The sequence below is a fragment of the Pantoea nemavictus genome, from assembly GCF_037479095.1.
Classification (GTDB): Bacteria; Pseudomonadota; Gammaproteobacteria; order Enterobacterales; family Enterobacteriaceae; genus Pantoea; species Pantoea nemavictus.
The window spans coordinates 281,070-302,600 of sequence record NZ_JBBGZW010000002.1; the positions used below are offsets into that span (position 1 = coordinate 281,070).

Sequence of the window (21,531 nt, forward strand, 5' to 3'; positions counted from 1 at the left end):
CAAAAAATGGACGCACTCATTTTAATTGGCAGTCTGGTGGTATTGCTGTTGCTCGGTTTCCCGGTCGCGTTTGCCGTAGGATTAAGCGCATTTATCGGCGCGTGGTGGATCGACTTGCCGTGGGAAGCCGTCGTGATTCAGATTACCAACGGTATTAACAAATTTTCACTGCTGACCATTCCCTTCTTTATTCTGGCTGGCGCCATTATGGCGGAAGGCGGCATTGCCCGCAGGTTGGTTAATTTCGCCTATATATTTGTCGGATTCATTCGTGGTGGACTGTCACTGGTGAATATTGTCGCCTCAACCTTCTTTGGCGCCATTTCGGGCTCGTCGGTTGCCGATACCGCCTCAATTGGTTCGGTCATGATTCCCCAGATGGAGGAGAAAGGCTATCCGCGTGATTTCGCTGCAGCAGTAACCGCTAGCGGCTCGGTGCAAGCGGTTTTAACTCCGCCCAGTCACAACTCGGTGATTTATTCACTCGCCACCGGCGGTATCGTCACTATCTCTTCGCTGTTTGTCGCCGGCATCATTCCAGGTCTGTTACTCGGTTTGTGCTTAATGATCATGTGCCTGATCTTTGCGCGTAAACGGGGTTATCCCAAAGGCGAGCGCATCCCTTATAAGCAGGCGTTGAAAATCTTCTTCGATGCATTTTGGGGACTGTTCACCATATTTATTATTCTCGGCGGGATACTCTCGGGCGTTTTCACCGCCTCTGAGTCGGCAGCAATAGCCTGTATTTGGGCGTTCTTCGTGACGATGTTTATCTACCGCGATTTCAAATGGACTCAGTTGCATATTTTGGTATTCCGCACCATCAAAACAGTGACCATAGTGATGGTGCTGATTGCCTTCGCCGCCGGTTTCGGTGCGGTAATGACCTTTATGCAATTACCCACCATCATTACCGAGGCCTTTACCCAATTTTCCAGTAACAAGTATGTGATTTTGATGTGCATCAACCTGCTGTTACTGGTAGTGGGAACACTGATGGACATGGCACCGCTCATCCTTATTCTGACGCCGGTATTATTGCCCGTGGCGACTGCACTGGGCGTTGATCCGGTACATTTCGGCATGATCATGCTGACCAACCTTGGCATTGGTTTAATCACCCCACCGGTCGGCACGGTATTATTTGTGGCCAGCGCGGTGAGTAAGCAGAAAATTGAGCAAGTGGTCACGGCCATGCTGCCGTTCTATGGGGTGTTATTTATTGTGCTGATGCTGATCACCTATATCCCGGCATTGTCGCTGTGGCTGCCGCGATTAATGGGGGTGATGTAACAACGCTTATTTATAAGGAGTGAGCAGGTTATTTAATATTCACACATTGTGTAGCGGCGCGATTTATCGCGCAATAAATTGCGCCGCTACAATTCACGGGATAAGCAATATCGTTGTTCATATCAACAAAGATGTTAAGAAGCGCCACGACATCCGTTCACCTTCTCCAATCCTATTTATTTTTTTCGGCAAAGCTTAGTGCAATTCATTGGTTCAACTCCCGGATGCGGCATTTGATGATGCAATCAGACCGCTCAAGCTTTGATAAAAAAGGGAAACACCATGACTAAGCATTTTCACTTGCAGGCGCTCAGTTTAGCCCTGCTCTCAGGGATTTTTAGCGCCCACGCGGCGGACACGCCGGTCAAAGGCGGTACGCTGGTTTATCTTGAACAACAGGCGCACACCAACCTTTATCCACCCGCTGGCGGCTTTTATCCGAATGGCGGTATTCTGAATCAAATAACCGATAAGCTGACGTGGCAAAACCCAAAAACCTTACAGGTTGAGCCGTGGATTGCCGAAAGCTGGAGCAGCAACGCCGATAAAACCGAATACACCTTTAAAATTCGTCCCGGCGTGACTTTCTCTGATGGCACGCCATTAGATGCTAATGCGGTGGCAAAAAACTTTGATACTTACGGGCTGGGAAATAAAGCCCAGCGCCTGCCGGTTTCCGAAGTGATTAATAATTACGATCGCAGTGAGGTTATTGATCGGCAGACGGTGAAATTCTATTTCAAAAAACCGTCCCCCGGTTTTTTGCAGGGCACCGCAACCATTGGGTCAGGTCTGGTTTCCCTCAGCACTCTGCAGCGTAGCTTCGATCAGCTAGGCGATGCACGCCATATCATTGGCTCCGGCCCGTTTGTGGTCAGCGATGAAAAACTCGGGCGCGAAGTCGATTTAACCGCGCGCAAAGATTACCAGTGGGGCCCGAAAAACAGCGCCCAGCAAGGTCCTGCCAATCTCGACGGCATCAAGTTTATCGTCACGCCGGAAGACAGCGTGCGCATTGGCGCATTGCTGGCCGGTCAGGCCGACTTTATTCGTCAGGTGCAAGCCTACGACGAGAAGCAGGCGCAGCAGCAAAACTTCCCGATTTATGCCGCACCCACGCGCGGCGTCAACGACAGCATCAGCTTCCGCCCGGATAACCCGCTGGTCAGCGAGGTGAAAGTGCGTCAGGCGCTGCTGCACGCCACTAACGCGCAGCAGGTGGTGCAAACCCTGTTCTCGCCGAACTATCCGCAGGCCACCTCGGTGATCGCCACTTCGGCGGCCGGTTACGTCAACCTCGCCGACAAGCTGAAATACGATCCAACGCTTTCGAAAAAACTGCTGGATGAAGCGGGCTGGAAACCGGGCAGCGACGGCATTCGTGAGAAGGATGGTAAGAAACTGGCGTTAACCATTTATGAGTCATTGCCGCAGCCGCAGAACAAAGAAGTGCTGCAGCTGGTGGCGCAGCAGTGGCGTCAGGTTGGCGTGGCGCTGGCGGTAAAAGCCGGTGATGCCGGCAGCCGCGTGCTGGATAACCTCGATCCGCTGAAAACCCCGCTGGTGGTTTCCGAAGTGGGCCGCGCCGATCCCGACGTGGTGAAAAGCCAGTTCTATCCGACTAACCGCGATGCGCTGCTGCAGAAAGGCGGCTCCAGCGACAAGGTGCAGAACTTCCGCGACGACAAGCTCAACACGCTATTGCTGAGCATCTCGTCGGAGGTCGATCCGGCTAAGCGCCTGGCGGTGACCGCCGATGCGCAGCGTTATCTGCTCGATCAGGCATATGTGATTCCCATCTTCGAAGAACCGCAGGTCTTTGCTGGCGCGCCGTGGTTGAAAGGCGTGAATTTTGAAGCCGTGGGTCGCCCGTCGTTCTACGGCGCGTGGCTGGAAAAACACTAAGGCAGGTCAATGATGCAACGTTCACTGCTGCGAAGAGTGGGTCAAAGCGTTTTGGTGCTGTGGGCCGCGTTTACCCTGTCGTTCTTTCTGCTGCAGGTGCTGCCCGGCGATGCGGTGCTGATCAAGTTTCAGAACCCGGATCTGGGCCTCAGCCCGGATCAAATCGCCGAAATGCGACTGGCTTACGGCGCGGATAATCCGCTCTGGCAGCAGTACGTGCACACGCTGCTGGCGATGCTGCGCGGCGATTTTGGTTACTCGGTGCAGGCGGGCGTGCCGGTCAGCGAACAGCTGGTTAGCAACCTGCCCGCCACGCTACAACTGGCGCTGCTCGGTTTTGCGCTCGCCACGCTAATTGCCTTTGCATTGGCGGCGCTGTCGCGTTTGCCGGGACTGCGCTTCCTGCGTTCCGTGCTGCAATCGGTGCCCGCGCTGTTTATCTCGCTGCCCACCTTTTGGCTCGGCATCGCGCTGATTCAGCTGTTCTCCTTCCAGCTGCGCTGGATTCCGGTAATCAACCCTTCAGCGCTACAAGGTTTGATCCTGCCGGTGATTACCGTGGCGATTCCGATCTCCGCGCCGCTGGCGCAGATTCTGTTACGCAGTATCGATCAGGTTTCCACCCAGCCGTTTGTGGCGGTGGCACGCGCCAAAGGTGCCAGTGAAAGCCACGTATTGTGGCATCACGTGATGCGCAATGCGCTGCTGCCGGTACTCAACGTCGCCGGTTTACTGCTCGGCGAACTGATTGCCGGTGCGCTGATTACCGAAACCGTATTTGGTTTGAGCGGCATTGGTCAGCTGACGCAGCAGGCGGTGAATAATCAGGACGTCGCGGTGTTGCAAGCGGTGGTGATGATCTCTGCGCTGGCCTTTGTGCTGATTAACCTGTTGGTCGATGCGCTGATGCCGCTGTTCGATCCGCGTCTGCAATCCATTGCCGGAGGCCACCGATGAGCCTGGTCGATTACGCAACTGCGCGTCAGAGCAACGGCAAGGCCCGGGCGTCGCGCGCGCTACATATCCAGCCGGGTTTATGGCTGGCGTGGGGCGTGATGCTGCTGGCGCTGCTGGCGGCCTTTGCGCCCAGTTTGTTTACCCATTTCAGCCCAACCGAAGGCGTGCCCGGCGCGCAGCGTCTGCCGCCGCAGGCTGCTTACTGGCTCGGTACCGATCAGCTGGGCCGCGATCTCTATGCGCGCATTATTTATGGTGCGTCACAGTCGCTGTCGGCCGCCGTCGCCGCCGTGGCGATGGGCCTGATTGGCGGCACCACGCTCGGCGTGCTGGCGGGCGCGATAGGCGGACGCAGCGAGAACTGGCTGATGCGTGTAGTCGATGTGCTGCTGTCGATTCCGTCGCTGCTGCTGTCACTGAGCATTCTGATCCTGCTCGGCTTCGGCACCGTGCACGCCGCACTGGCGGTGGGCATCGCGTCGATTGCCAGCTTTGCCCGTCTGGCGCGCGGTGAAGTGGTGCGCGTGCGCCGCAGTGAATTCGTCGAAGCCGCTTACGGCAGCGGCGGCAGTTTCTGGCGCGTGCTGTGGCGCCATATTTTGCCCAACTCGCTCACGGCGGTGATCGCCTTCGCCGCCCTGCAGTTTGGTCAGGCGATTCTGGCGTTATCAACGCTCAGTTTTCTCGGCTACGGCACGCCGCCGCCAACGCCAGAATGGGGTTTGCTGATCGCCGAAGGCCGCAACTATCTGGCCACCGCCTGGTGGCTCACTACCTTCCCCGGCATCGTGGTGGTCGCCGTCGTGCTGGCCGCCAATCGCATCAGCCGTCAACTGGCCGGAGGTGACGCATGAGCGCGCTATTAGCCATTGAGAATTTAACCCTGAGCTATCGCCAGCGCGGCGAGTGGCGCGCGGTGGTACACCACGTCAGTTTCGAATTACAGCCCGGTGAAATGGTGGCACTGGTGGGGGAATCCGGTTCCGGTAAAACCACCACCGCGCAGGCGATCATAGGTTTGATGGCGGAAAACGGCCGCCGTGATAGCGGCAAGATTGTGCTGAACGGCACCGATATCGCCGGTTGGTCGTCAAAACGGCTCGATAGCCTGCGCGGCGTCAGCATCAGCTTAGTGCCACAGGATCCGGGCAACTCGCTCAATCCGGTGAAAACCATCGGCGATCAGGTGGGTGAAATGCTGCAGCTGCACCTGAAAATCAGCAAAGCCGAGCGCCAGCAGCGCGTGCTGGAGCTATTGCAAAAAGTGGGTTTGAGCCATCCGGAGCAACGCCTGAAGCAGTATCCGCATCAACTCTCTGGCGGTATGAAACAGCGGGTGCTGATTGCTATCGCCCTCGCCCTGCGCCCACAAATCATCATCGCCGATGAACCGACCAGCGCGCTGGATGTGACGGTGCAAAAGCGCATCCTTGATCTGCTGGACGTGCTGCGCCGCGAATCCGGCACCGCGGTGCTGTTTGTCACGCACGATTTAGCGCTGGCGGCAGAACGCGCCGATCGTTTGCTGGTGTTCCGTCACGGCGAAGTGCAAGAGCAAGGTCCGGCGGCGCAGGTGATCAACGCGCCGCAGCATCCCTACACGCGACAGCTGCTGCAGGATGCCGATCCCGGTGAAGCCGCGCTGGCCGTTCCTGCCCGTGCCAACTTCTCATCACCGGCGATTCAGCTCTCCGGCATCAACAAACAGTTCTCTCTCGGTCGCCAGCAGCAGCTGCAGGTGGCCAAAGAAGTATGCGTCACCGTGGCGCGCGGCACCACGCACGCGCTGGTCGGCGAATCCGGTTCCGGTAAAACCACGCTGGCGCGCATTCTGCTGGGATTTGAGCAGGCCGATAGCGGACGCGTAGTGATCGACGGCATCGATGCCACCGCGTTGCGCGGTGAAGCCCAGCGCCAGCTGCGCCGCAAAATTCAGTTCGTTTATCAGAATCCATTTGCTTCGCTCGATCCGCGCCAAACGCTGTTCGCCATTATTGAAGAGCCGCTGCTTAACTTTGAAAAACTCAGCCGCGAAGCGCGTCGTCAGCGCGTCGAAGCGGTGGCGCAACGCGTCGCCTTGCCGCTCGACTTATTGACGCGCAAACCGCGCGAGTTGTCCGGCGGCCAGCGGCAGCGTGTGGCAATTGCCCGCGCCCTGATTCTGCAGCCGGCGATTCTGGTGCTGGACGAAGCTACCTCAGCGCTGGATGTCACGGTACAGGCGCAGATTCTGCAACTACTGCAGCAACTGCAACGCGAACTCGGCCTCACCTACCTGTTTATCACCCACGATCTCGCCACCGTGCGCCGCATTGCGCACAGCGTCACCGTGCTGCACGCCGGTGAAGTGGTGGAGCAAGGTGACACTGTCACGCTATTTTCTGCGCCTCAGCATGCCTATACCCGCGCGCTGATTGACGCGATTCCCGCTTTCCGTCCGCTGATTAAGGAGTCTGCATGACGCGTAAACGCATTGGCTTTTTCACCCGCCTGCTGGATGACACCAGCGCGCAACAGCGCTATCGCCTGGCCACCGAACAGATTCAGCACGCCGAGCGTACCGGTTTTGACAGTGCGTGGATCGCTCAGCACCACTTTCATGAAAAAGAGGGCGGCTTGCCGTCGCCGCTGCTGTTCCTGGCACACGTTGCCGCGCATACCCGCACCATTCGCCTCGGCACCGGCATCATCACGCTGGCGATGGAGAACGCGCTGCGGGTGGCTGAAGATGCTGCAGTACTGGATTTGCTGAGTAACGGGCGGCTGGAGGTCGGTTTAGGATCGGGCGGCACCGCCACGTCGTTTCTGCCGTTCGGCATCACCATCGATCAACGCGCCAGCGTGTTTGCCGATCATCTGCATCAGCTGCTTAGCGCATGGCGCGGCGATACGCTGGGACATCCGGATAATCATCTCTATCCTGCCGCGCCGACGTTGGCGCAGCGCGTGTGGATCGCCACCTTCTCGGTAGAGGGTGCGGCACGCGCGGGCCTGGCGGGCCACGGTTTGATGCTGTCGCGCACCCAGCCGCGCCCGGCGGGTCAACCTGATTTAACGCTCGATCAGATGCAGAACCCGATGATCGACGCCTATCTGGCGGCGTTACCGCCTGGCATCGCACCGCGCATTCTGGCGTCGCGCACCGCTTTTGTCGCTGACTCCAATGACTACGCGCGCCGTCTTGCCGAGCCCGGTTTACAGCGCCAGGCCGCTCATTTCCGCGAATCAGGACATGTTGTTGGCCATACGCTTGACGAGCAGGCGCGTCAGCTGGACGCACACTTTGGTGATGCCGACCGGGTGCGGCAATCGCTGCTGGCCGATAGCGTGTTGCAACGCGTCACTGATATCAGCTTCCAGGTGCACTCCATCGATCCGCCGCACGCCGACATTTTGCGTTCCATAGAGTTAATTGCCGACCACATCGCGCCCGCGCTGCGTGGCTAAGTCGGTGCGGTCACCATAAAGGTACAAACCGGACTGATGGGTAACATTAGAAGGTGCTTGCTGTCCCCCATCCCGGCCTTCCCCCGCAAGCGGGGGAAGGAGACGCTGCCACATGCAGCTCCCAACTCACATATAGCAGCATCTTCCTCCCCCATTTATGGGGGAGGACCGAGGTGGGGGACAGCCAGCACGGTACTAAATGGCGACCCTACTAATGCTTTAACTGGAGAATTGTATGTCCCAACCGTTTGATTTACTTAATGCGCTGGCCGATATCGATCCCGCTTCCGAACTGGCGCAAGCCCGTGCTGAACGCGCCGCCGCCACGCAGCATACGCAAGGCAGCTACGAGGTGCTATTTACGCAAGATGATGAGGATTTACCGTTAGCCGAACGCTTTTCGCTCGCCGCACAGGTCGCGGCCTGGCACGGGGTAACCGCGCTGCAGGCGCATTATCAACAGCAGGCGCAACCGCCAGCGCAAAACGCACGCTTTGACGCCGGTTTAGCGTTTGCTGAACTGCTCAGTCTGCATCCGGTGGAGGCCGCGCCGCAGCACATCGAGACACTGCAACATGCCGGCTGGTCGCCGCGCGGTATCGTCACGCTGGCGCAGCTGATTGCGTTTGTCAGCTTCCAGAGTCGTTTGCTGCTCGGTTTGCGTTTACTCAGCGGCGAAGAGACGGCTGCGCAGCCGCATGCGGTGGCCGGAAAGTGGCACGATGCGCCGTTAACCCTGAGCGGCAAAACCGCCCTCACCGCCTTTACCCAGCAGGAACTCGGCTGGGAGCCGTGGCTGGCGGCTAAACCGCTCAATGAATTTAGCGCTGACGAGCAGGCCACGCTGGCGAAATTCGGCCACAGCGATTCCGATTACTTCCGCCTGTTGGGACGCAACCAGCCGCTGCTGGAGCAGCGCACGCTCACCGATAAAGGCATCTTCTATGCCGCGGGTGGACTTTCGCGCGCGGAACGCGAACTTGCCGCGACGGTGGTAAGCAAGGTTAACGGCTGCATTTACTGCGCCTCGGTCCACGCGCGCAAAGCCAGCCAGCTGTCGAAAGATGAACCGGCGGTACAGAAGTTGCTGAATGTTGCGCCGGGTGCCGAATTGTCGCACGGACAATCGGCGCGCTGGGCGGCACAGATCGATCTGGTGGCGACCTTATCGATCACCCCCGCTGCCACCAGCCTGAAGCAGCTGCAAGCGCTGCGCGATCAGGGATTCAGCACGCTGGAATTGCTGGATCTGATTCAATCCGCCGCCTTCTTTGCCTGGGCGAACCGCCTGATGCTGACGCTCGGCGAACCTTTCTTACCTGCACAAACCCAAGGATGACCATGACCGATCTTTCCCCTCAACAGCTAGTACGCTGGCGACGCGAGCTGCATCAGCATCCCGAACTGTCGGATCAGGAATTTGCCACCACCGAGCGGCTAACGCGCTGGCTGCAACAACTCAACGTTAAGCTGCTGCCGCTGGCGCTGAAAACCGGGGTGGTCGCTGAAATTGGTCACGGCGAACCGCTGATCGCGCTGCGGGCCGATATCGATGCCCTGCCGATCGATGAGCAAACCGACCAACCGTGGCGCTCGCAGCAGCCGGGCGTGATGCACGCCTGCGGCCACGATCTGCACAGTAGCGTAATGCTCGGTGTGGCACAGCAGCTAAAACGCATCGAAGCCCAATTGCCTGGCCGCGTGCGCATTCTGTTCCAGCCCGCGGAAGAGATTTTCACCGGCGCGAAACAGCTGCTGGCGGCAGGCGCACTTAACGATGTGCAGGCGATTTTTGGCCTGCATAACGCGCCGGATCTGCCCACCGGCACGCTGCGCACGCGCGGTGGCGCTTATTATGCCAACGTCGATCGTTTCCAAATCAATATCACCGGCAAAGGTGCGCACGCCGCGCGACCGCATGAAGGTATCGATAGCATTGTGATTGGCAGCCACATCGTCACCGCGCTGCAAACGCTGCCGAGCCGCGTGTTCAGCTCGCTGGAATCGGTGGTGGTTAGCGTAACGCGCTTCACGGCCGGCAATAGCTGGAATGTGTTGCCGCAAACGGTGGAGCTGGAAGGTACGGTGCGCACCCACAACGCTGAGATACGGGCACAAATCCCGCAGAAAATGACGGCGCTGATTAACGGTATTGCCGCCGGATTTGGCGCGCAGGTTGAGCTGGTGTGGCAGGAAGGTCCGCCATCGCTGGTCAACACGCCAGAATGGGCCGATTTCGCGCTGGATTTGGCTGCCGATCAGGGCTATGCAACGCAAATCGGCACGCCGCAAATGGGCGGCGAAGACTTTGCCTTTTACCTGCAGCAGCTGCCAGGCGCTTTCGTCAGCATTGGCAGCGCCAGTGAGTTTGGCCTGCATCACGCCGGTTTCGATCCGGATGAAGCGATGCTGGAACCAGCGGTGCATTACTTCACCGAGCTGGCGCAGCGCGCGCTGCTGACGCTGCGCCAACAACAGGCGCTGGCATCGTGACCCTAAGAGCAAGGAGAAAAGCGATGGCGATTCCTGTACCGGTTCCACGTCTCGACCATGTGGTGATTAATGTTGCTGACCAGCTAGACGACGCCAGCGCGCTGTTTCGTCGCCTGGGTTTTCAGCTTACCGAGCGTGGCCACCATTCGCTCGGTTCCAGCAATCACCTGGCGATCTTTGGTGATAACTATCTGGAGTTATTAGGTTTTGAAGCCGGGCGCGGCAATCTGCGCCAGGATTTGTGGCAGTCGCCGATTGGCCTGAGCGGTTTGGTGTGGAAAACCGAGGATGCCGATGCGGTGTGGCGCTATCTGGAGAGCCAGGATATCGACGGCGATCAACCGGCGAGCTTTTTCCGTCCGGTGACTTTGCCGGATGGCAGCGAGCAGGAAGCGCGTTTCCGCACGGTGCGGCTGCGTCCGTCGCTGATTGCCAATGGCCGCAGCTTCTTTTGCCAGCACGACACGCCAGATTCGGTATGGCAGGACGCGTGGCGCATCCATCCTAATGGCGTAAGCGATATCGTTGAGTTTGTGGTGGTTGCACAGGATCCCGCCGCCGCCGCACAGCCTTACAGCCGTTTGTTTGGCGCCGATAAGCTCACTGCCTGTCAGGAGGGCGCGTTTGTGTTGAAAGCGGGCGTGGCGACGGTGCGCTTTGCCGCCGCGGAGTACGTCACCCAGCGCTTTGCCAGTTTACCGCTCGATTACGACGGCAGCGCGCGCATGGCCGGATTAACCTTGCGCACTACCGATTTGCGCAAGGTAAAAGCGAGCCTGCTGCTTGGCGATGTAGCGTTTCGCGAAGAGGAGTCCGCGATTATTGTCGGTGCCGAACAGGCGTTTGGCGTGGCGTTAAGGTTTCAGCAGTAAACATCAGCGCAATTTATTGCACCGCTACAGAATGATTGCACATATTTGTAGCGGCGCGATTTATCGCGTGTATTAGTCGCGACTCCGTGCCCATCCAGATATTGCGCAATAAATTGCGCCGCTACGTTACGTGCGTTCTAAAATACCTTCATCCTCCTTGTCGGATTTATGCAGGTGAACATTGACCAGCCGATTGCATCTCGAAACCACCAGACTCACCTGCTCGCAGCTCGAGGAAGCCGACTGGGCTTTCTACCGAGAGCTACAGCTAGCGCCACAGGTCATGCACTACGTCGCGGACCAAAAATCCGAAGAAAAAATTCTCGCAGATTTTTCAGCAAGATTGCCGCTTTGGTCGCCCCAGAGCGAACATTGGCTGTGCCTGATAGTTCGTGAAAAACAGTCGGGCAATCGCATCGGCGTCAGCGGCTATATTCATCGCGACAGCGACTGTGCCGAGGTCGGCTTTCTGTTCGCGCCCGAAGCGCAAGGCAAAGGCTATGCGTATGAGTCGCTAATCGCGCTGTGTGACTATGCGTTTAAGGACGGCGGCATCCGGCGGCTTACTGCGACCGTTACCGCAGGCAATATGCCCTCACGTCGACTGCTGGAAAAAGTTGGCTTCGTATTGGAGGGGGAACTGCGGGAAAGCTACTGGCTGAGAAATACGTGGCATAACGACTGGCTGTTTGGACTGCTGCGCGGAGAGTACTCAACATCCCTCTCCCTTTAAACGCATGTATGAGGCGTGGCATTGACCTTTCAGCAGTGACTTCCAAGCCTGAAGGTTGTGTACTTCATGTAATTACAAAATAAAACCAAGATTTTTCTTAACTGCATTTCTTATCCTCTAAAGTTTAACCATGCGAGGACGAAAATCCTTAAAGGTATTTGGAGGATGTCATATGTTAAAAATCCTGGTTGTATTGTCAGGCCTTGTGATGCTGCAAACGGCGATGGCCGAGGGTGGAACGATTAACTTCAGCGGTGCCATTGTTGAACCCGCCTGTACCACGTCCACGCTGCTACAACGTACGTCAGTTACTTGTAATCGCGAAGGTATTAACAAAGTGCGTACGATCGCATTCAACAGACAAACACAAACGTTGCCTTATCAACTGGGTACCGTAATTGTCAAAACAGTAAATAATTTTAAAATCATCGAAGTGACGTACAAATAAGCAGCGCCTTTAAGGTCTGCCGCTTATTATTTATTCGCAACGTTGTTTAATCGCTAGCACGATGCAACTGTTTAAAGGTTGCTCCACGTTTGTACTCACCGTAGCGGCGTAATTTATTGCGCGCCCTTAAACAACGCGCGATAAATCGCGCCGCTACAAATTGAGCATTATGCTGATTCCAAATCTGTCTAATCGGCTTTAATACATTACTGACGGGCTTTGGCCGCAGCGACCAAACCATCCAGCCAATCCTGATGACCATTTATCATCGGATTAGGCTGCGCTTTTGCCAGCTCAACAGCCGGTTTTCCATTTTGCGTTTCCTGGGTAAGAATGCGCACCCGGTTATCGGAAAGATCTTCAATCAGCCACGCATGCAGCACGTCCAGACGATCATCGCTGCCCGGCTCGCCTGCCCAACCGTGCCAGGAAACGCGCGCCGGTTCACCCGCAGCAGGCGCAACCAACTCGGTAACCAACGCTTCCACCGGAAAGCCAAAGGTTTCAAAGTAAAAGCGTGCGCCCTGCGCCAGCTCCGGGCCTTTGTTGTCATAAAAACGCGTGTTCGCTGAGTTCTTGTAGTAGGTCGGCCACAGTGCCGGTGTGCTGAGCAGCGGCCAGATTTCACGGGTGGTCAGGCCAGCAACGATCACTTCATTCGAGCAGTAATTGTCAGTAAAACCGGGTACGAAGCCTTCCGGCCAGTTAATCGCGTTCATTTTCATTGATACGTTCTCATGTTGTTCGATGAGCCACCGCCATCGGTAGCGGACGGATGCAGTATTCCGCTGCGAAAGAAATAAGGCCAATTGCCATTTTTTATTTCTGATATTACTTATCGTGATAACTGAACAAGGTTATGCTGCACACCTTCCCGGCTGTTGGTGAATTAACATGAAAACCGATTTGCGTACGTTGGATCTCAACTTATTGAAAGCGCTTGATGCCCTGCTGGACGAGCGCAATGTCACGCGTGCGGCAGAGCGTCTGTCACTCACGCAGCCTGCCGTCAGCGGCATGTTGACGCGTTTACGGGAATGTTTTAACGATCCGCTGTTTACCCGCACCCAGCGCGGTATTGTGCCGACGCTGCGCGCGCTGGAGCTGGCGCTGCCGGTGAAAACTATTTTGACCGATGTCAGTGAGCTGCTGCAGCCAAAGCAGTTTGATCCGGCAACAGCACAGATGACCATCAGTATCGCGGCCACCGATTACGCCCTGCGGGCGGTGGTTGTGCCGTTTATGGCGGCGTTGCGTCAGCAGGCACCGGGCATACGTGTGGCGGTTTTGCCGGTGAATAATGAGCAGTTAGCGCTGCAGTTTGAACGCGGAACGGTGGATATCGCCTTAATCACGCCCGATAGCGCGCCGCCCGACCTGCATGCCCGCGCGTTATATGATGAAGAGTATGTGTGTCTGATGCGTGATGACCATCCGCTGGCGCAACAGGAAACCCTTACGCTGGACGACTTCTGTGCACAGGATCACGCGCTGGTCTCGTATCTCGGCGGCAATTTTCACGGCGTCACCGATCAAGCCCTGGCGGCAATCGGACGTTCGCGGCGCGTCACGCTCTCGGTATGCAGTTTTCTGGTGTTGCCCGAAATTTTGCGCGTCAGCGATCTGATTAGCGTGGTGCCACGTCGTTTGGCGCAGCATCACGCGGGTTTAAAAGTGTGCGCACCGCCGCTGGCGATTCAGGGCTTCACTAAAACCGTAGCGTGGCACGAACGCACACACCGCGATGCTGGGCATCGCTGGTTGCGCGAACTGCTGTTCGCCACGGCAATTTGAGTCCGAACTTTAGCGCTGCCCGAGCGTTGAATAAACGGCGGTAAGCTAAGTAGGCGGCGATGAGGGTCGATAAACTGTCGCTGCCGATCACTATAGCTCTTAAAGGGATTTATTCGCCTCACGCTAAGGATCGCTTAATCTTCAGCACTGAAAATAGCCTCAACTGAAGAGGAAATTTTCCATGAAATCGATGATATCCCGCCCGTTTAGCGAATATCTGGCAGTTGCTGTCAGCGTATTTGCCGTAGTGAGTTTTGTTACCGTCTGGTTCTCCTGGTAGCACGCCCGTCTGTTAAGTCGAGCGTCAATGCTTTGCCTTAATTAAGGTTCACTTAACCTTGGTTTATTAAGCTCTCGCCTTCTCTCCCTGTTCGGATAAAACCATGACGTTTTCGCTGCCTAAAAGACCGACGGTAAGTCGGCTGACTTTTATTACGCTGTTTTCGATCTATATTGCGCTGTTTCTGAACATCGCCTTTTACCGTCAGGTTATTGACGCCATGCCGCTCGATAATCTACGCACGATGTGGGTGTTCGTCTCAATGCCGCTAGTGGCATTTAGCGTTATCAATATTATTGCAACGCTTGCCTCATTGGTCTGGCTCGACCGCATTGTTCTGGCGTTATTCGTATTGGTGGCGGCTTCCGCTCAATATTTTATCTGGAGCTTCGGCATAGTCATCGACCGCTCGATGATCGTGAATATTCTCGATACCACCGCTTCTGAATCCTTTGCGTTATTGTCACCCAAACTGATTATTACGTTGGGCTGCAGCGGCTTATTGGTCGCCGTGCTGACTTTTTGGCTGCGTATTAATAATGGAACACCATTGTGGAAAAGTTATGCTAAACGCGCCGCGTCGATGCTGGTATCGATTATTTGTATCTGCTTAGTGGCAATGTTTTTCTATAAAGATTACGCCTCGCTATTTCGTAATCAAAAAGAGCTGATTAAATCACTCAGTCCGTCGAACGCCATTGTGGCGTCGATCTCCTGGTATAACCACAGCCGCACCGCCAATTTGCCGCTGGTGAAAATTGGTTTAGACGCAAAGCAACAACCCGCGATGTTGATTGGACCAAAGAAAAATCTCACCATTTTGGTGGTGGGTGAAACCACGCGCGCGGTGAATTTTCAGCTAAATGGTTATGCGCGGGAAACCACGCCGTTACTGGCTAAGGACGCGGTTTCCTATTTTCCCAATACGCAGTCCTGCGGCACCGCCACGGCGATTTCGTTGCCGTGCATGTTCTCCAATATGCCGCGCAGCCATTATGACGATCAGCTTGCCGATCATCAGGAAGGCTTGCTCGATATTATCCAGCGTGCCGGTGTGCAGGTGCTGTGGAATGATAACGACGGTGGCTGTAAAGGCGCCTGCGATCGTGTCCCGCATCAGGATATGACCAGCCTGAACCTGCCGAATATGTGCCATGACGGTGAGTGTTATGACGAGGTGTTATTCCACGGTATTGAGGACTATATTAAACATCTCAAAGGCAATGGCGTGATCGTATTGCACACTATTGGCAGCCACGGACCAACGTATTTCAATCGTTATCCGCCACAGTTTAGAAAATTCACTCCGACCTGCGATACCAATCAAATTCAGGATTGTTCGCAAGAGCAGCTGGTTAACACTTACGACAATACCATTCTGTATATCGATTATATTGTCGACAAAGCGATTAAGGTGCTTAAAGCGCATCAGGATGAATATACCACCAGCCTGGTCTACCTCTCCGACCACGGGGAGTCGTTAGGCGAAAATGGCGCCTATTTGCACGGTATGCCGTATGCCATTGCGCCGGATGTGCAGAAACATGTGCCGATGCTGATGTGGCTGTCGCCAGACTATCAACAGCGCTATGGCGTCAGCAAAGCCTGTGTTGACCAGCAAGCGGCGCACCAAAGCTTTTCACAAGATAACCTGTTCTCCACCCTGCTGGGATTGACGGGAGTACAGACCAGTGAATATCAGGCTAAGGACGATATTCTCAGCACTTGCCGGAGCAGACTGAGTTAAAGCAGTCCAATACCGCACATGCCGTAGCGGCGCGATTTATCGCGCAATAAATTGCGCCGCTACAATAAAGGCTCTTTGTATCAAGCCGCCACCCGATCCGCCCCCAGCAAATCCAGAATCCGGCTGCGCAGTGCCACCAGCTGCGGATCGTCACGTCGACGCGGCCACGGCAGATCAACATCAATCACATCCACCACTTTTGCCGGACGTGGGCTGAACACCACTACGCGATTGGCCATCACCAGCGCCTCTTCCACATCGTGCGTCACCATCAGCGTGGTGAACCGCTGCTCCTGCCACAGGTCAACAATCTCCTGCTGCATGCGCAACCGCATGAGTGAATCAAGCTTACCCAGCGGTTCATCGAGGATCAGCAATCGCGGCACGTTAACCAGCGCGCGCGCCAGTGCCGCACGCTGCGCCATGCCGCCGGAGAGTTGATGCGGCCAGGCGCGCGCAAACTGTTTCAGCCCCACGCGATCGAGCATCGCGTTGATACGCTGTTCACGCACCGGACGGCTTTCACCGCGAATCTGCAGGCCGAGACCGACGTTGTCATACACCGTGCGCCACGGATAGAGCGTCGGATCCTGAAACACCACCACGCGCGACGGATCGGGTGCGGTGATCGCCTTGCCCTCTTCCGCCAGTAAGCCGCTGGCTGGCGGTTCTAGCCCCGCCAGCAGACGCAGCAGCGTCGATTTGCCACAGCCGGAAGGCCCCAACAGCGCGACAAATTCACCGGCTTTCACCTGCAGATTAATATTCTCCAGCACCGGCAAATCTTCGCCTTCTAACGTAAAGTGATGATTAACTTTCTCAATAGCGATATTAACGCCCGCCGTGGTATTGGTCATATTTCCGCTCCAGAAAAATAAGCTAAGAAATAAAGCATAAGCCGCACATGCCACACCTCGAAATAGCCATTTCGGCAAACTTATCCGCAAATACTCATAATGAAAAACTGCATGTTGTCATGCGGGATTGTTATTTGGTCGCGCTTAGCGCCTTTGCCATAGTGCCTGTGAACTTTATCTACAAGGAAGACAGGATGGCATTTCAACAATTCTCTCTGAGCCGACGCGCGTTATTACGCGGGTTGGGTCTTTTTAGTGCCGGTGTAGCGGTCAATCCTTTGCTGAGCAGCAGGGTATTTGCCGACGATAAACCCCTCAAAACTATCAAGCTGGCATGGGGACAAACGGCGGTGTGTCAGTCACCGATTTCGGTAGCGCTGAAGCAAGGTTTCTTCAAAAAGTACGGCCTGAATGTTGAACCAGTGAACTTCAGCGGCCCAACGGACGCGCTGCTGCAGGCGATTGCCACCGGACAAGCCGATGGCGGTATCGGTATGGCGCTGCGCTGGCTGAAGCCGCTGGAGCAAGGCTTTGATGTTGACCTTACGGTCGGCACCCACGGCGGCTGCATGCGTTTGCTCGCGCCGCAAAACAGCGGTATTCGTGATGTGAAAGATTTGGTGGGTAAATCGGTGGCGGTCAGCGATCAGGCTAGCCCGATCCGCAACTTCTTTGCCATCCAGCTGGCGAAACAGGGCATCGATCCGGATAAGCAGGTGAACTGGCTGCAATATCCGCCCGATCTGTTTGGCGAAGCGCTGCGCAAAGGCGAAGTACAGGCGCTGGCCACCGATGACCCGCAGGGCTGGCTGCTGAAGAAGCAGCATGATCTGGTGGAGGTGGATAACAACCTAAAAGGCGAATACGCCAACCTCACCTGCTGCGTGCTGGGTCTGCGCGGCTCGCTGGTGCGTGACGATCCAGCTACCGCGCGCGCCATCACGCAGGCGATTGTCGATGCGCAGCAGTGGACCGCCGAGCACCCGGAAGAGACGGCGAAAATCTTCCAGCCGTTTGTGCCGGGCTCCGTGGCGGTTGAGGATATTGCCGCGATGTTGAAAGAGCATACCCATAGCCACCATTCCACCGGGGCGCAGCTGCGCAAAGAGGTGGCGGTGTACATCGACGAGTTGAAGAAGATCAATGTGATCCGCCCGGATACCGATGCGCAGCGCTTCGCCGAGCACTATGTGCCGGACCTGCTGCCAGCGGAATCCGGCCATCAGCACGCCAGCAATATGGCGCACATGAGCAATATGTCGAGCTAAGGAGACGATGATGGCCAGTGAAACCCTGACGATTACCCGCAACCGTGACGAGCCGCGCCGTATTCAACCGGCGGTGTGGGGCGCGCTACTGCTGTGGTGGGCGCTGGTAGCGCTGATGGTGGCGGTGCCGGATAAGCCGCAGGGTTTTGCCGCCCCGCGCTTTGTTAATGAGACACATGAGCTGTTTGCCGGCATTGCGCTGTTGCTCAGCGTGCTGGCCATCGCCTCCAGCCTGTTTCCACGCCTGACGCTGCTGGCACCGCTCAAGCGCAGCGGACCGTGGCTGATTGTACTGGCGCTGTTGATCGGTCTGTGGGAAATCGTGACGGGCAAACTGGCGCTGCTGCCAGCGCCGTTTTTCGCCCCGCCGCGTGCGCTGGTGGAGGCCTATGCCACCGATTGGCCGCGCCTGCTCGATAGCGTGTTGAATTCGCTGCGCCTGCTGGCTTTTGGCTTTATCTACGGCAGCGTGGTGGGCTTTGTGACGGGCGTGGCGATTGGCTGGTCGCGCGGGCTGGGATATTGGGTACATCCGATTCTGCGGTTCCTTGGCCCGGTTCCCTCTACCGCGCTGCTGCCGCTGTCGCTCTACTTCTTCCCGTCAAGCTTCTCTGCGGCGGTATTTCTGATCGCGCTCGCCACCTGGTTCCCGGTAACGGTGCTCACCTGGTCCGGCGTCTCCAGCGTTGATACCCGTTATTACGACGTGGCGCGCACGCTGGGTGCTAATTCGCTGTTTCTCGTGCTGCGTGTAGCCGTTCCTGCGGCGCTGCCGCACCTGTTTGTCGGCCTGTTTATGGGGCTGGGCGCCTCGTTCTCGGTGCTGGTGGCAGCGGAAATGATGGGGGTGAAATCCGGACTGGGTTGGTATCTGCAGTGGGCGCAAGGCTGGGCGGCCTACGCCAACATGTATGCCGCGCTGATAGTGATGGCGCTGCTGTTCTCCTCGCTAATCTCCCTGCTGTTCCTGGTTCGCGACCGGCTGCTGTCGTGGCAGCGCAGCGCGGTCAAATGGTAACAACACACATTGCGCAATAAATTGCGCCGCTACGGTATGTGCATGCATTCGTAGCGGCGCGATTTATCGCGCAGATATTCGGTTCAAATCATCCATTGCCGAGGTCGATTATGGCTGCAAAAATTTCTGCTTCTATCACTGAACTGATTGGCAACACGCCGCTGTTGCGCCTGTCGCGTTATGCGCAGCAGCAGGCGATCCAGGCCGATTTGGTCGCCAAGCTGGAGCTGTTTAACCCCAATCACAGCGTAAAAGATCGCATCGCCCTCAGCATGATTGAAGCTGCCGAACGCAACGGCATCATCCAGCCTGGCGATACGCTGGTAGAAACCACCAGCGGTAATACCGGCATTGGCCTGGCTGCAATTGCCGCGGCCAAAGGCTACAAATTTCGCGTCTATATCAATGATTTTGTCAGCATCGAACGCAGCCAGATCATTCAGGCCTACGGTGCGGAAGTAGTGCCATTCAGCACCATCGAAGGTTTTAAAGCGTTTTACGATGCCAGCAACGGCGATTTCGTCGCCGCCACTAAATGGCTGGCCGAGCAAGTCACCGCCGCAGAGCCGGAGGTGCATTTCCTGCTGCAGTTGGATAATCCCGCCAATCCGGCGGTACACGAGCGCACCACCGGGCCAGAAATCTGGCGCGACAGCGGTGGCGAGCTGGATATTTTTATCGCCGCGGTTGGCACCGGCGGCACGCTATCCGGTACCGGGCGCTACCTCAAACAGCAGCATCCGGGTTTGCAGGTGATTGCGGTGGAACCGGGCGTCGGCTCACAGCCCAGCGAACTGCGTCCCGATCCGCTGGAGATCACCGGCGTTCATGCCTTCAGTAATCAGACGCCGGAGCGCATTCCCGCCAATCTCGACCATCGCGTTTACGATGAGGTTATCGCGGTGGAGACCTGGCAGGCTTACGCCGCCGCACGGCAGCTGGCGCTAAGCGAAGGTGTGCTGGTGGGCGATTCATCCGGTGCGGTGCTGTGGGCAGCGCAACAGGTGGCGGCGCGGCCGGAGAATCATGGCAAGCGCATTGTGGTGTTGCTGGCCGATGGCGGCAGCAGTTATCTGACCACCCAGCTGTTTGCGCATCAGGTGCCGGCCGAATCGCTCAAGCTGGCGAGCGCCGTGCAGACATCGAGAAAAATTGCCTGAACGTCGAGGAGCGCATGAATGCGCACTCTACAATCTCGTAGGGTCGGCATTCATGCCGACCTGGTTTACCCATTAAGCCAGCACGTTACTGGTGATCCCTTTGGCAAACAACAACGGATCGGTCTCCGGTCGTAACACGTTGATCGCCTTCAAATCCCGCGCATAGACGTCGATCTCATTCACAAACGCATTGCCCACCGAGTAATGCCCATGCGTATGGGTTTTCAACACGCTGGCGATCTCTTGCGGCGTGGTGTTCAGCGCATGGCCGTTAAACTCGCTGCCAATCGCTTCCGGATGCGCCGCCGCATAGGCATGCGCCTGCAGAATGGCGTGAGTAATGGCGGCGGCCACTTCTGGCTGCTCGCGAATCAGGCTGCCGCGCGTGCCTACCACGCAGCAGCTCAGTTTGGCGTATTCGTCCATTAAGTTAGTGCCAATCTCGCGATAGCCCGGTTTCTGTGTCAAACGCCACATCACCGGATCGGAGCCGCTGGCGGCCTGAATCTCGTCCTTCTCCAATACCATTGGCAGCAAATCCTGCGGGAATACGCGCCAGTCGACATCGCTATTGGGATCGACGCCGTGCTTTTTCAGCATCAGCGAAAAGAAGTTTTTATCTGCGCCAGCCATGTCGGTGACACCGATAGTTTTGCCCTTCAACTGCTCAAGCGTGGTTGGACCGCCATCGCGTGCCAGCAGGCGCATACAACCGCCGTGCGTACCGGCGGTGAGTTTAACGTCAAAGCCCTGCTCCAGCGCTTTGAGCCAGCGCAGCGCCATGCCAATCGCCGCTTCTGCTTTGCCGGTGGCAATCGATTCCAGCAGCAGCTCGGTTGAGCTGCCGAAGTTAACGAACTCCACTTCCAGATTGTGTGCTTTGAAGAAGTTATGCTGATCGGCCACCACAACCGGTGCGAGGCAAATGGCATTGAGATTGACTGCAAGGCGCACGTGCGTCGGTTTTGCCAGCGCCCATTTACCTGGGCCGCCCTGTAATAAATCGCCCGGCATCGGCATACCCGCCATATGATCCTCGGCAAACGCCCTTCCCGGTAAGGTTGCCGCCATCGCCGCCGCAGCGGAATATCCCAGAAAATGCCGACGCGAAAGTAAATAATTATTTGGCATTAAATAACTCCGAAAAAAATATGCAGGTGAAGGGTTAACCCTAATTAATGCGATACGCAGAAACAGCCATTGCAAATTAACACCTCAAACGACGGCGCAATTATGCCGATTACGCATGTCTATACCCG

At 56.5% G+C, this 21,531-nt stretch carries 19 protein-coding genes; 16 read left to right on the plus strand and 3 right to left on the minus strand.

Going from position 1 to position 21,531, the window contains the following annotated elements:
• Window positions 1-6 precede the first annotated feature (6 nt).
• The 11 genes from WH298_RS21070 (at window position 7) to WH298_RS21120 (ending at window position 12,148) form a co-directional block, all read left to right on the plus strand.
• On the plus strand, window positions 7-1,293 hold the full coding sequence (locus tag WH298_RS21070; RefSeq protein ID WP_009128473.1) for a TRAP transporter large permease: 1,287 nt from the start codon (window positions 7-9) through the stop codon (window positions 1,291-1,293).
• A gap of 282 nt (window positions 1,294-1,575) precedes the next feature.
• Window positions 1,576-3,198: a TIGR04028 family ABC transporter substrate-binding protein gene (locus tag WH298_RS21075; protein WP_180823922.1), complete on the plus strand. Its 1,623-nt coding sequence runs from the start codon at window positions 1,576-1,578 to the stop codon at window positions 3,196-3,198.
• A 12-nt stretch (window positions 3,199-3,210) separates the two neighbouring features.
• Window positions 3,211-4,155, plus strand: coding sequence for an ABC transporter permease (locus tag WH298_RS21080; protein WP_036621453.1), 945 nt, complete (start codon window positions 3,211-3,213; stop codon window positions 4,153-4,155).
• Window positions 4,152-5,009 carry an ABC transporter permease gene (locus WH298_RS21085; RefSeq protein WP_180823923.1) on the plus strand — a complete coding sequence of 286 codons (858 nt, stop codon included), beginning with the start codon at window positions 4,152-4,154 and terminating at the stop codon, window positions 5,007-5,009. The genes WH298_RS21080 and WH298_RS21085 overlap by 4 nt, the downstream gene beginning before the upstream one ends.
• The gene (locus WH298_RS21090; RefSeq protein ID WP_180823924.1) at window positions 5,006-6,616 is read left to right on the plus strand and encodes a dipeptide ABC transporter ATP-binding protein; all 1,611 of its coding nucleotides are present in this window, start codon (window positions 5,006-5,008) and stop codon (window positions 6,614-6,616) included. The genes WH298_RS21085 and WH298_RS21090 overlap by 4 nt, the downstream gene beginning before the upstream one ends.
• Window positions 6,613-7,602: a putative FMN-dependent luciferase-like monooxygenase gene (locus WH298_RS21095; RefSeq protein ID WP_180823925.1), complete on the plus strand. Its 990-nt coding sequence runs from the start codon at window positions 6,613-6,615 to the stop codon at window positions 7,600-7,602. The genes WH298_RS21090 and WH298_RS21095 overlap by 4 nt, the downstream gene beginning before the upstream one ends.
• 235 nt (window positions 7,603-7,837) lie before the next feature.
• Complete coding sequence (locus WH298_RS21100; RefSeq protein WP_180823926.1) at window positions 7,838-8,941, plus strand: alkylhydroperoxidase domain protein; 1,104 nt, start codon at window positions 7,838-7,840, stop codon at window positions 8,939-8,941.
• Between the two features lie 2 nt (window positions 8,942-8,943).
• A complete protein-coding gene (locus tag WH298_RS21105; RefSeq protein ID WP_180823927.1) occupies window positions 8,944-10,095 on the plus strand; it encodes an amidohydrolase in 1,152 nt (383 codons plus the stop codon).
• A gap of 23 nt (window positions 10,096-10,118) precedes the next feature.
• Window positions 10,119-10,967: a VOC family protein gene (locus WH298_RS21110; protein ID WP_180823928.1), complete on the plus strand. Its 849-nt coding sequence runs from the start codon at window positions 10,119-10,121 to the stop codon at window positions 10,965-10,967.
• Between the two features lie 181 nt (window positions 10,968-11,148).
• Window positions 11,149-11,700: a GNAT family N-acetyltransferase gene (locus WH298_RS21115; protein WP_180823929.1), complete on the plus strand. Its 552-nt coding sequence runs from the start codon at window positions 11,149-11,151 to the stop codon at window positions 11,698-11,700.
• A 172-nt stretch (window positions 11,701-11,872) separates the two neighbouring features.
• The gene (locus WH298_RS21120) at window positions 11,873-12,148 is read left to right on the plus strand and encodes a hypothetical protein (RefSeq protein WP_009128496.1); all 276 of its coding nucleotides are present in this window, start codon (window positions 11,873-11,875) and stop codon (window positions 12,146-12,148) included.
• Between the two features lie 206 nt (window positions 12,149-12,354).
• On the opposite strand, the gene WH298_RS21125 is transcribed toward WH298_RS21120, so the two are convergent.
• On the minus strand, window positions 12,355-12,867 hold the full coding sequence (locus WH298_RS21125; protein WP_180824293.1) for an SRPBCC family protein: 513 nt from the start codon (window positions 12,865-12,867) through the stop codon (window positions 12,355-12,357).
• A 175-nt stretch (window positions 12,868-13,042) separates the two neighbouring features.
• On the opposite strand from WH298_RS21125, the gene WH298_RS21130 reads away from it, so the two are divergent.
• Together WH298_RS21130 and eptA are read left to right on the plus strand one after the other, a co-directional pair.
• Window positions 13,043-13,942, plus strand: a complete 900-nt coding sequence (locus tag WH298_RS21130; RefSeq protein ID WP_180823930.1) for a LysR family transcriptional regulator — start codon at window positions 13,043-13,045, stop codon at window positions 13,940-13,942.
• A gap of 383 nt (window positions 13,943-14,325) precedes the next feature.
• Complete coding sequence (eptA, locus tag WH298_RS21135; RefSeq protein ID WP_180823931.1) at window positions 14,326-15,969, plus strand: phosphoethanolamine transferase EptA; 1,644 nt, start codon at window positions 14,326-14,328, stop codon at window positions 15,967-15,969.
• 80 nt (window positions 15,970-16,049) lie between these two features.
• Here eptA and WH298_RS21140 read toward each other — a convergent pair whose 3' ends face one another.
• Window positions 16,050-16,826, minus strand: coding sequence for an ABC transporter ATP-binding protein (locus WH298_RS21140; RefSeq protein WP_180823932.1), 777 nt, complete (start codon window positions 16,824-16,826; stop codon window positions 16,050-16,052).
• Between the two features lie 194 nt (window positions 16,827-17,020).
• On the opposite strand from WH298_RS21140, the gene WH298_RS21145 reads away from it, so the two are divergent.
• The 3 genes from WH298_RS21145 (at window position 17,021) to WH298_RS21155 (ending at window position 20,272) form a co-directional block, all read left to right on the plus strand.
• Window positions 17,021-18,094 (plus strand): ABC transporter substrate-binding protein, encoded by a 1,074-nt coding sequence (locus WH298_RS21145; RefSeq protein ID WP_180823933.1) that lies wholly within the window; start codon window positions 17,021-17,023, stop codon window positions 18,092-18,094.
• 10 nt (window positions 18,095-18,104) lie between these two features.
• The gene (locus tag WH298_RS21150) at window positions 18,105-19,112 is read left to right on the plus strand and encodes an ABC transporter permease (RefSeq protein WP_152929155.1); all 1,008 of its coding nucleotides are present in this window, start codon (window positions 18,105-18,107) and stop codon (window positions 19,110-19,112) included.
• 110 nt (window positions 19,113-19,222) lie between these two features.
• Window positions 19,223-20,272 carry a PLP-dependent cysteine synthase family protein gene (locus WH298_RS21155; protein ID WP_180823934.1) on the plus strand — a complete coding sequence of 350 codons (1,050 nt, stop codon included), beginning with the start codon at window positions 19,223-19,225 and terminating at the stop codon, window positions 20,270-20,272.
• A gap of 72 nt (window positions 20,273-20,344) precedes the next feature.
• Here the strand turns inward: WH298_RS21155 and WH298_RS21160 are convergent, their stop codons facing one another.
• A complete protein-coding gene (locus WH298_RS21160; RefSeq protein WP_180823935.1) occupies window positions 20,345-21,403 on the minus strand; it encodes an ABC transporter substrate-binding protein in 1,059 nt (352 codons plus the stop codon).
• Window positions 21,404-21,531: the final 128 nt, after the last annotated feature.

What these genes read in the sequence shown, in the direction of transcription:
- WH298_RS21090 (WP_180823924.1), top strand. Translation starts at nt 5,006, where the DNA reads ATGAGCGCGCTATTAGCCATTGAGAATTTAACCCTGAGCTATCGCCAG.
- WH298_RS21070 (WP_009128473.1), top strand. Translation starts at nt 7, where the DNA reads ATGGACGCACTCATTTTAATTGGCAGTCTGGTGGTATTGCTGTTGCTC.
- WH298_RS21130 (WP_180823930.1), top strand. Translation starts at nt 13,043, where the DNA reads ATGAAAACCGATTTGCGTACGTTGGATCTCAACTTATTGAAAGCGCTT.
- WH298_RS21150 (WP_152929155.1), top strand. Translation starts at nt 18,105, where the DNA reads ATGGCCAGTGAAACCCTGACGATTACCCGCAACCGTGACGAGCCGCGC.
- WH298_RS21145 (WP_180823933.1), top strand. Translation starts at nt 17,021, where the DNA reads ATGGCATTTCAACAATTCTCTCTGAGCCGACGCGCGTTATTACGCGGG.
- WH298_RS21105 (WP_180823927.1), top strand. Translation starts at nt 8,944, where the DNA reads ATGACCGATCTTTCCCCTCAACAGCTAGTACGCTGGCGACGCGAGCTG.
- WH298_RS21125 (WP_180824293.1), bottom strand. Translation starts at nt 12,867, where the DNA reads ATGAACGCGATTAACTGGCCGGAAGGCTTCGTACCCGGTTTTACTGAC.
- WH298_RS21155 (WP_180823934.1), top strand. Translation starts at nt 19,223, where the DNA reads ATGGCTGCAAAAATTTCTGCTTCTATCACTGAACTGATTGGCAACACG.
- WH298_RS21110 (WP_180823928.1), top strand. Translation starts at nt 10,119, where the DNA reads ATGGCGATTCCTGTACCGGTTCCACGTCTCGACCATGTGGTGATTAAT.
- WH298_RS21095 (WP_180823925.1), top strand. Translation starts at nt 6,613, where the DNA reads ATGACGCGTAAACGCATTGGCTTTTTCACCCGCCTGCTGGATGACACC.
- WH298_RS21075 (WP_180823922.1), top strand. Translation starts at nt 1,576, where the DNA reads ATGACTAAGCATTTTCACTTGCAGGCGCTCAGTTTAGCCCTGCTCTCA.
- WH298_RS21160 (WP_180823935.1), bottom strand. Translation starts at nt 21,403, where the DNA reads ATGCCAAATAATTATTTACTTTCGCGTCGGCATTTTCTGGGATATTCC.
- eptA (WP_180823931.1), top strand. Translation starts at nt 14,326, where the DNA reads ATGACGTTTTCGCTGCCTAAAAGACCGACGGTAAGTCGGCTGACTTTT.
- WH298_RS21100 (WP_180823926.1), top strand. Translation starts at nt 7,838, where the DNA reads ATGTCCCAACCGTTTGATTTACTTAATGCGCTGGCCGATATCGATCCC.
- WH298_RS21140 (WP_180823932.1), bottom strand. Translation starts at nt 16,826, where the DNA reads ATGACCAATACCACGGCGGGCGTTAATATCGCTATTGAGAAAGTTAAT.
- WH298_RS21080 (WP_036621453.1), top strand. Translation starts at nt 3,211, where the DNA reads ATGCAACGTTCACTGCTGCGAAGAGTGGGTCAAAGCGTTTTGGTGCTG.
- WH298_RS21085 (WP_180823923.1), top strand. Translation starts at nt 4,152, where the DNA reads ATGAGCCTGGTCGATTACGCAACTGCGCGTCAGAGCAACGGCAAGGCC.
- WH298_RS21120 (WP_009128496.1), top strand. Translation starts at nt 11,873, where the DNA reads ATGTTAAAAATCCTGGTTGTATTGTCAGGCCTTGTGATGCTGCAAACG.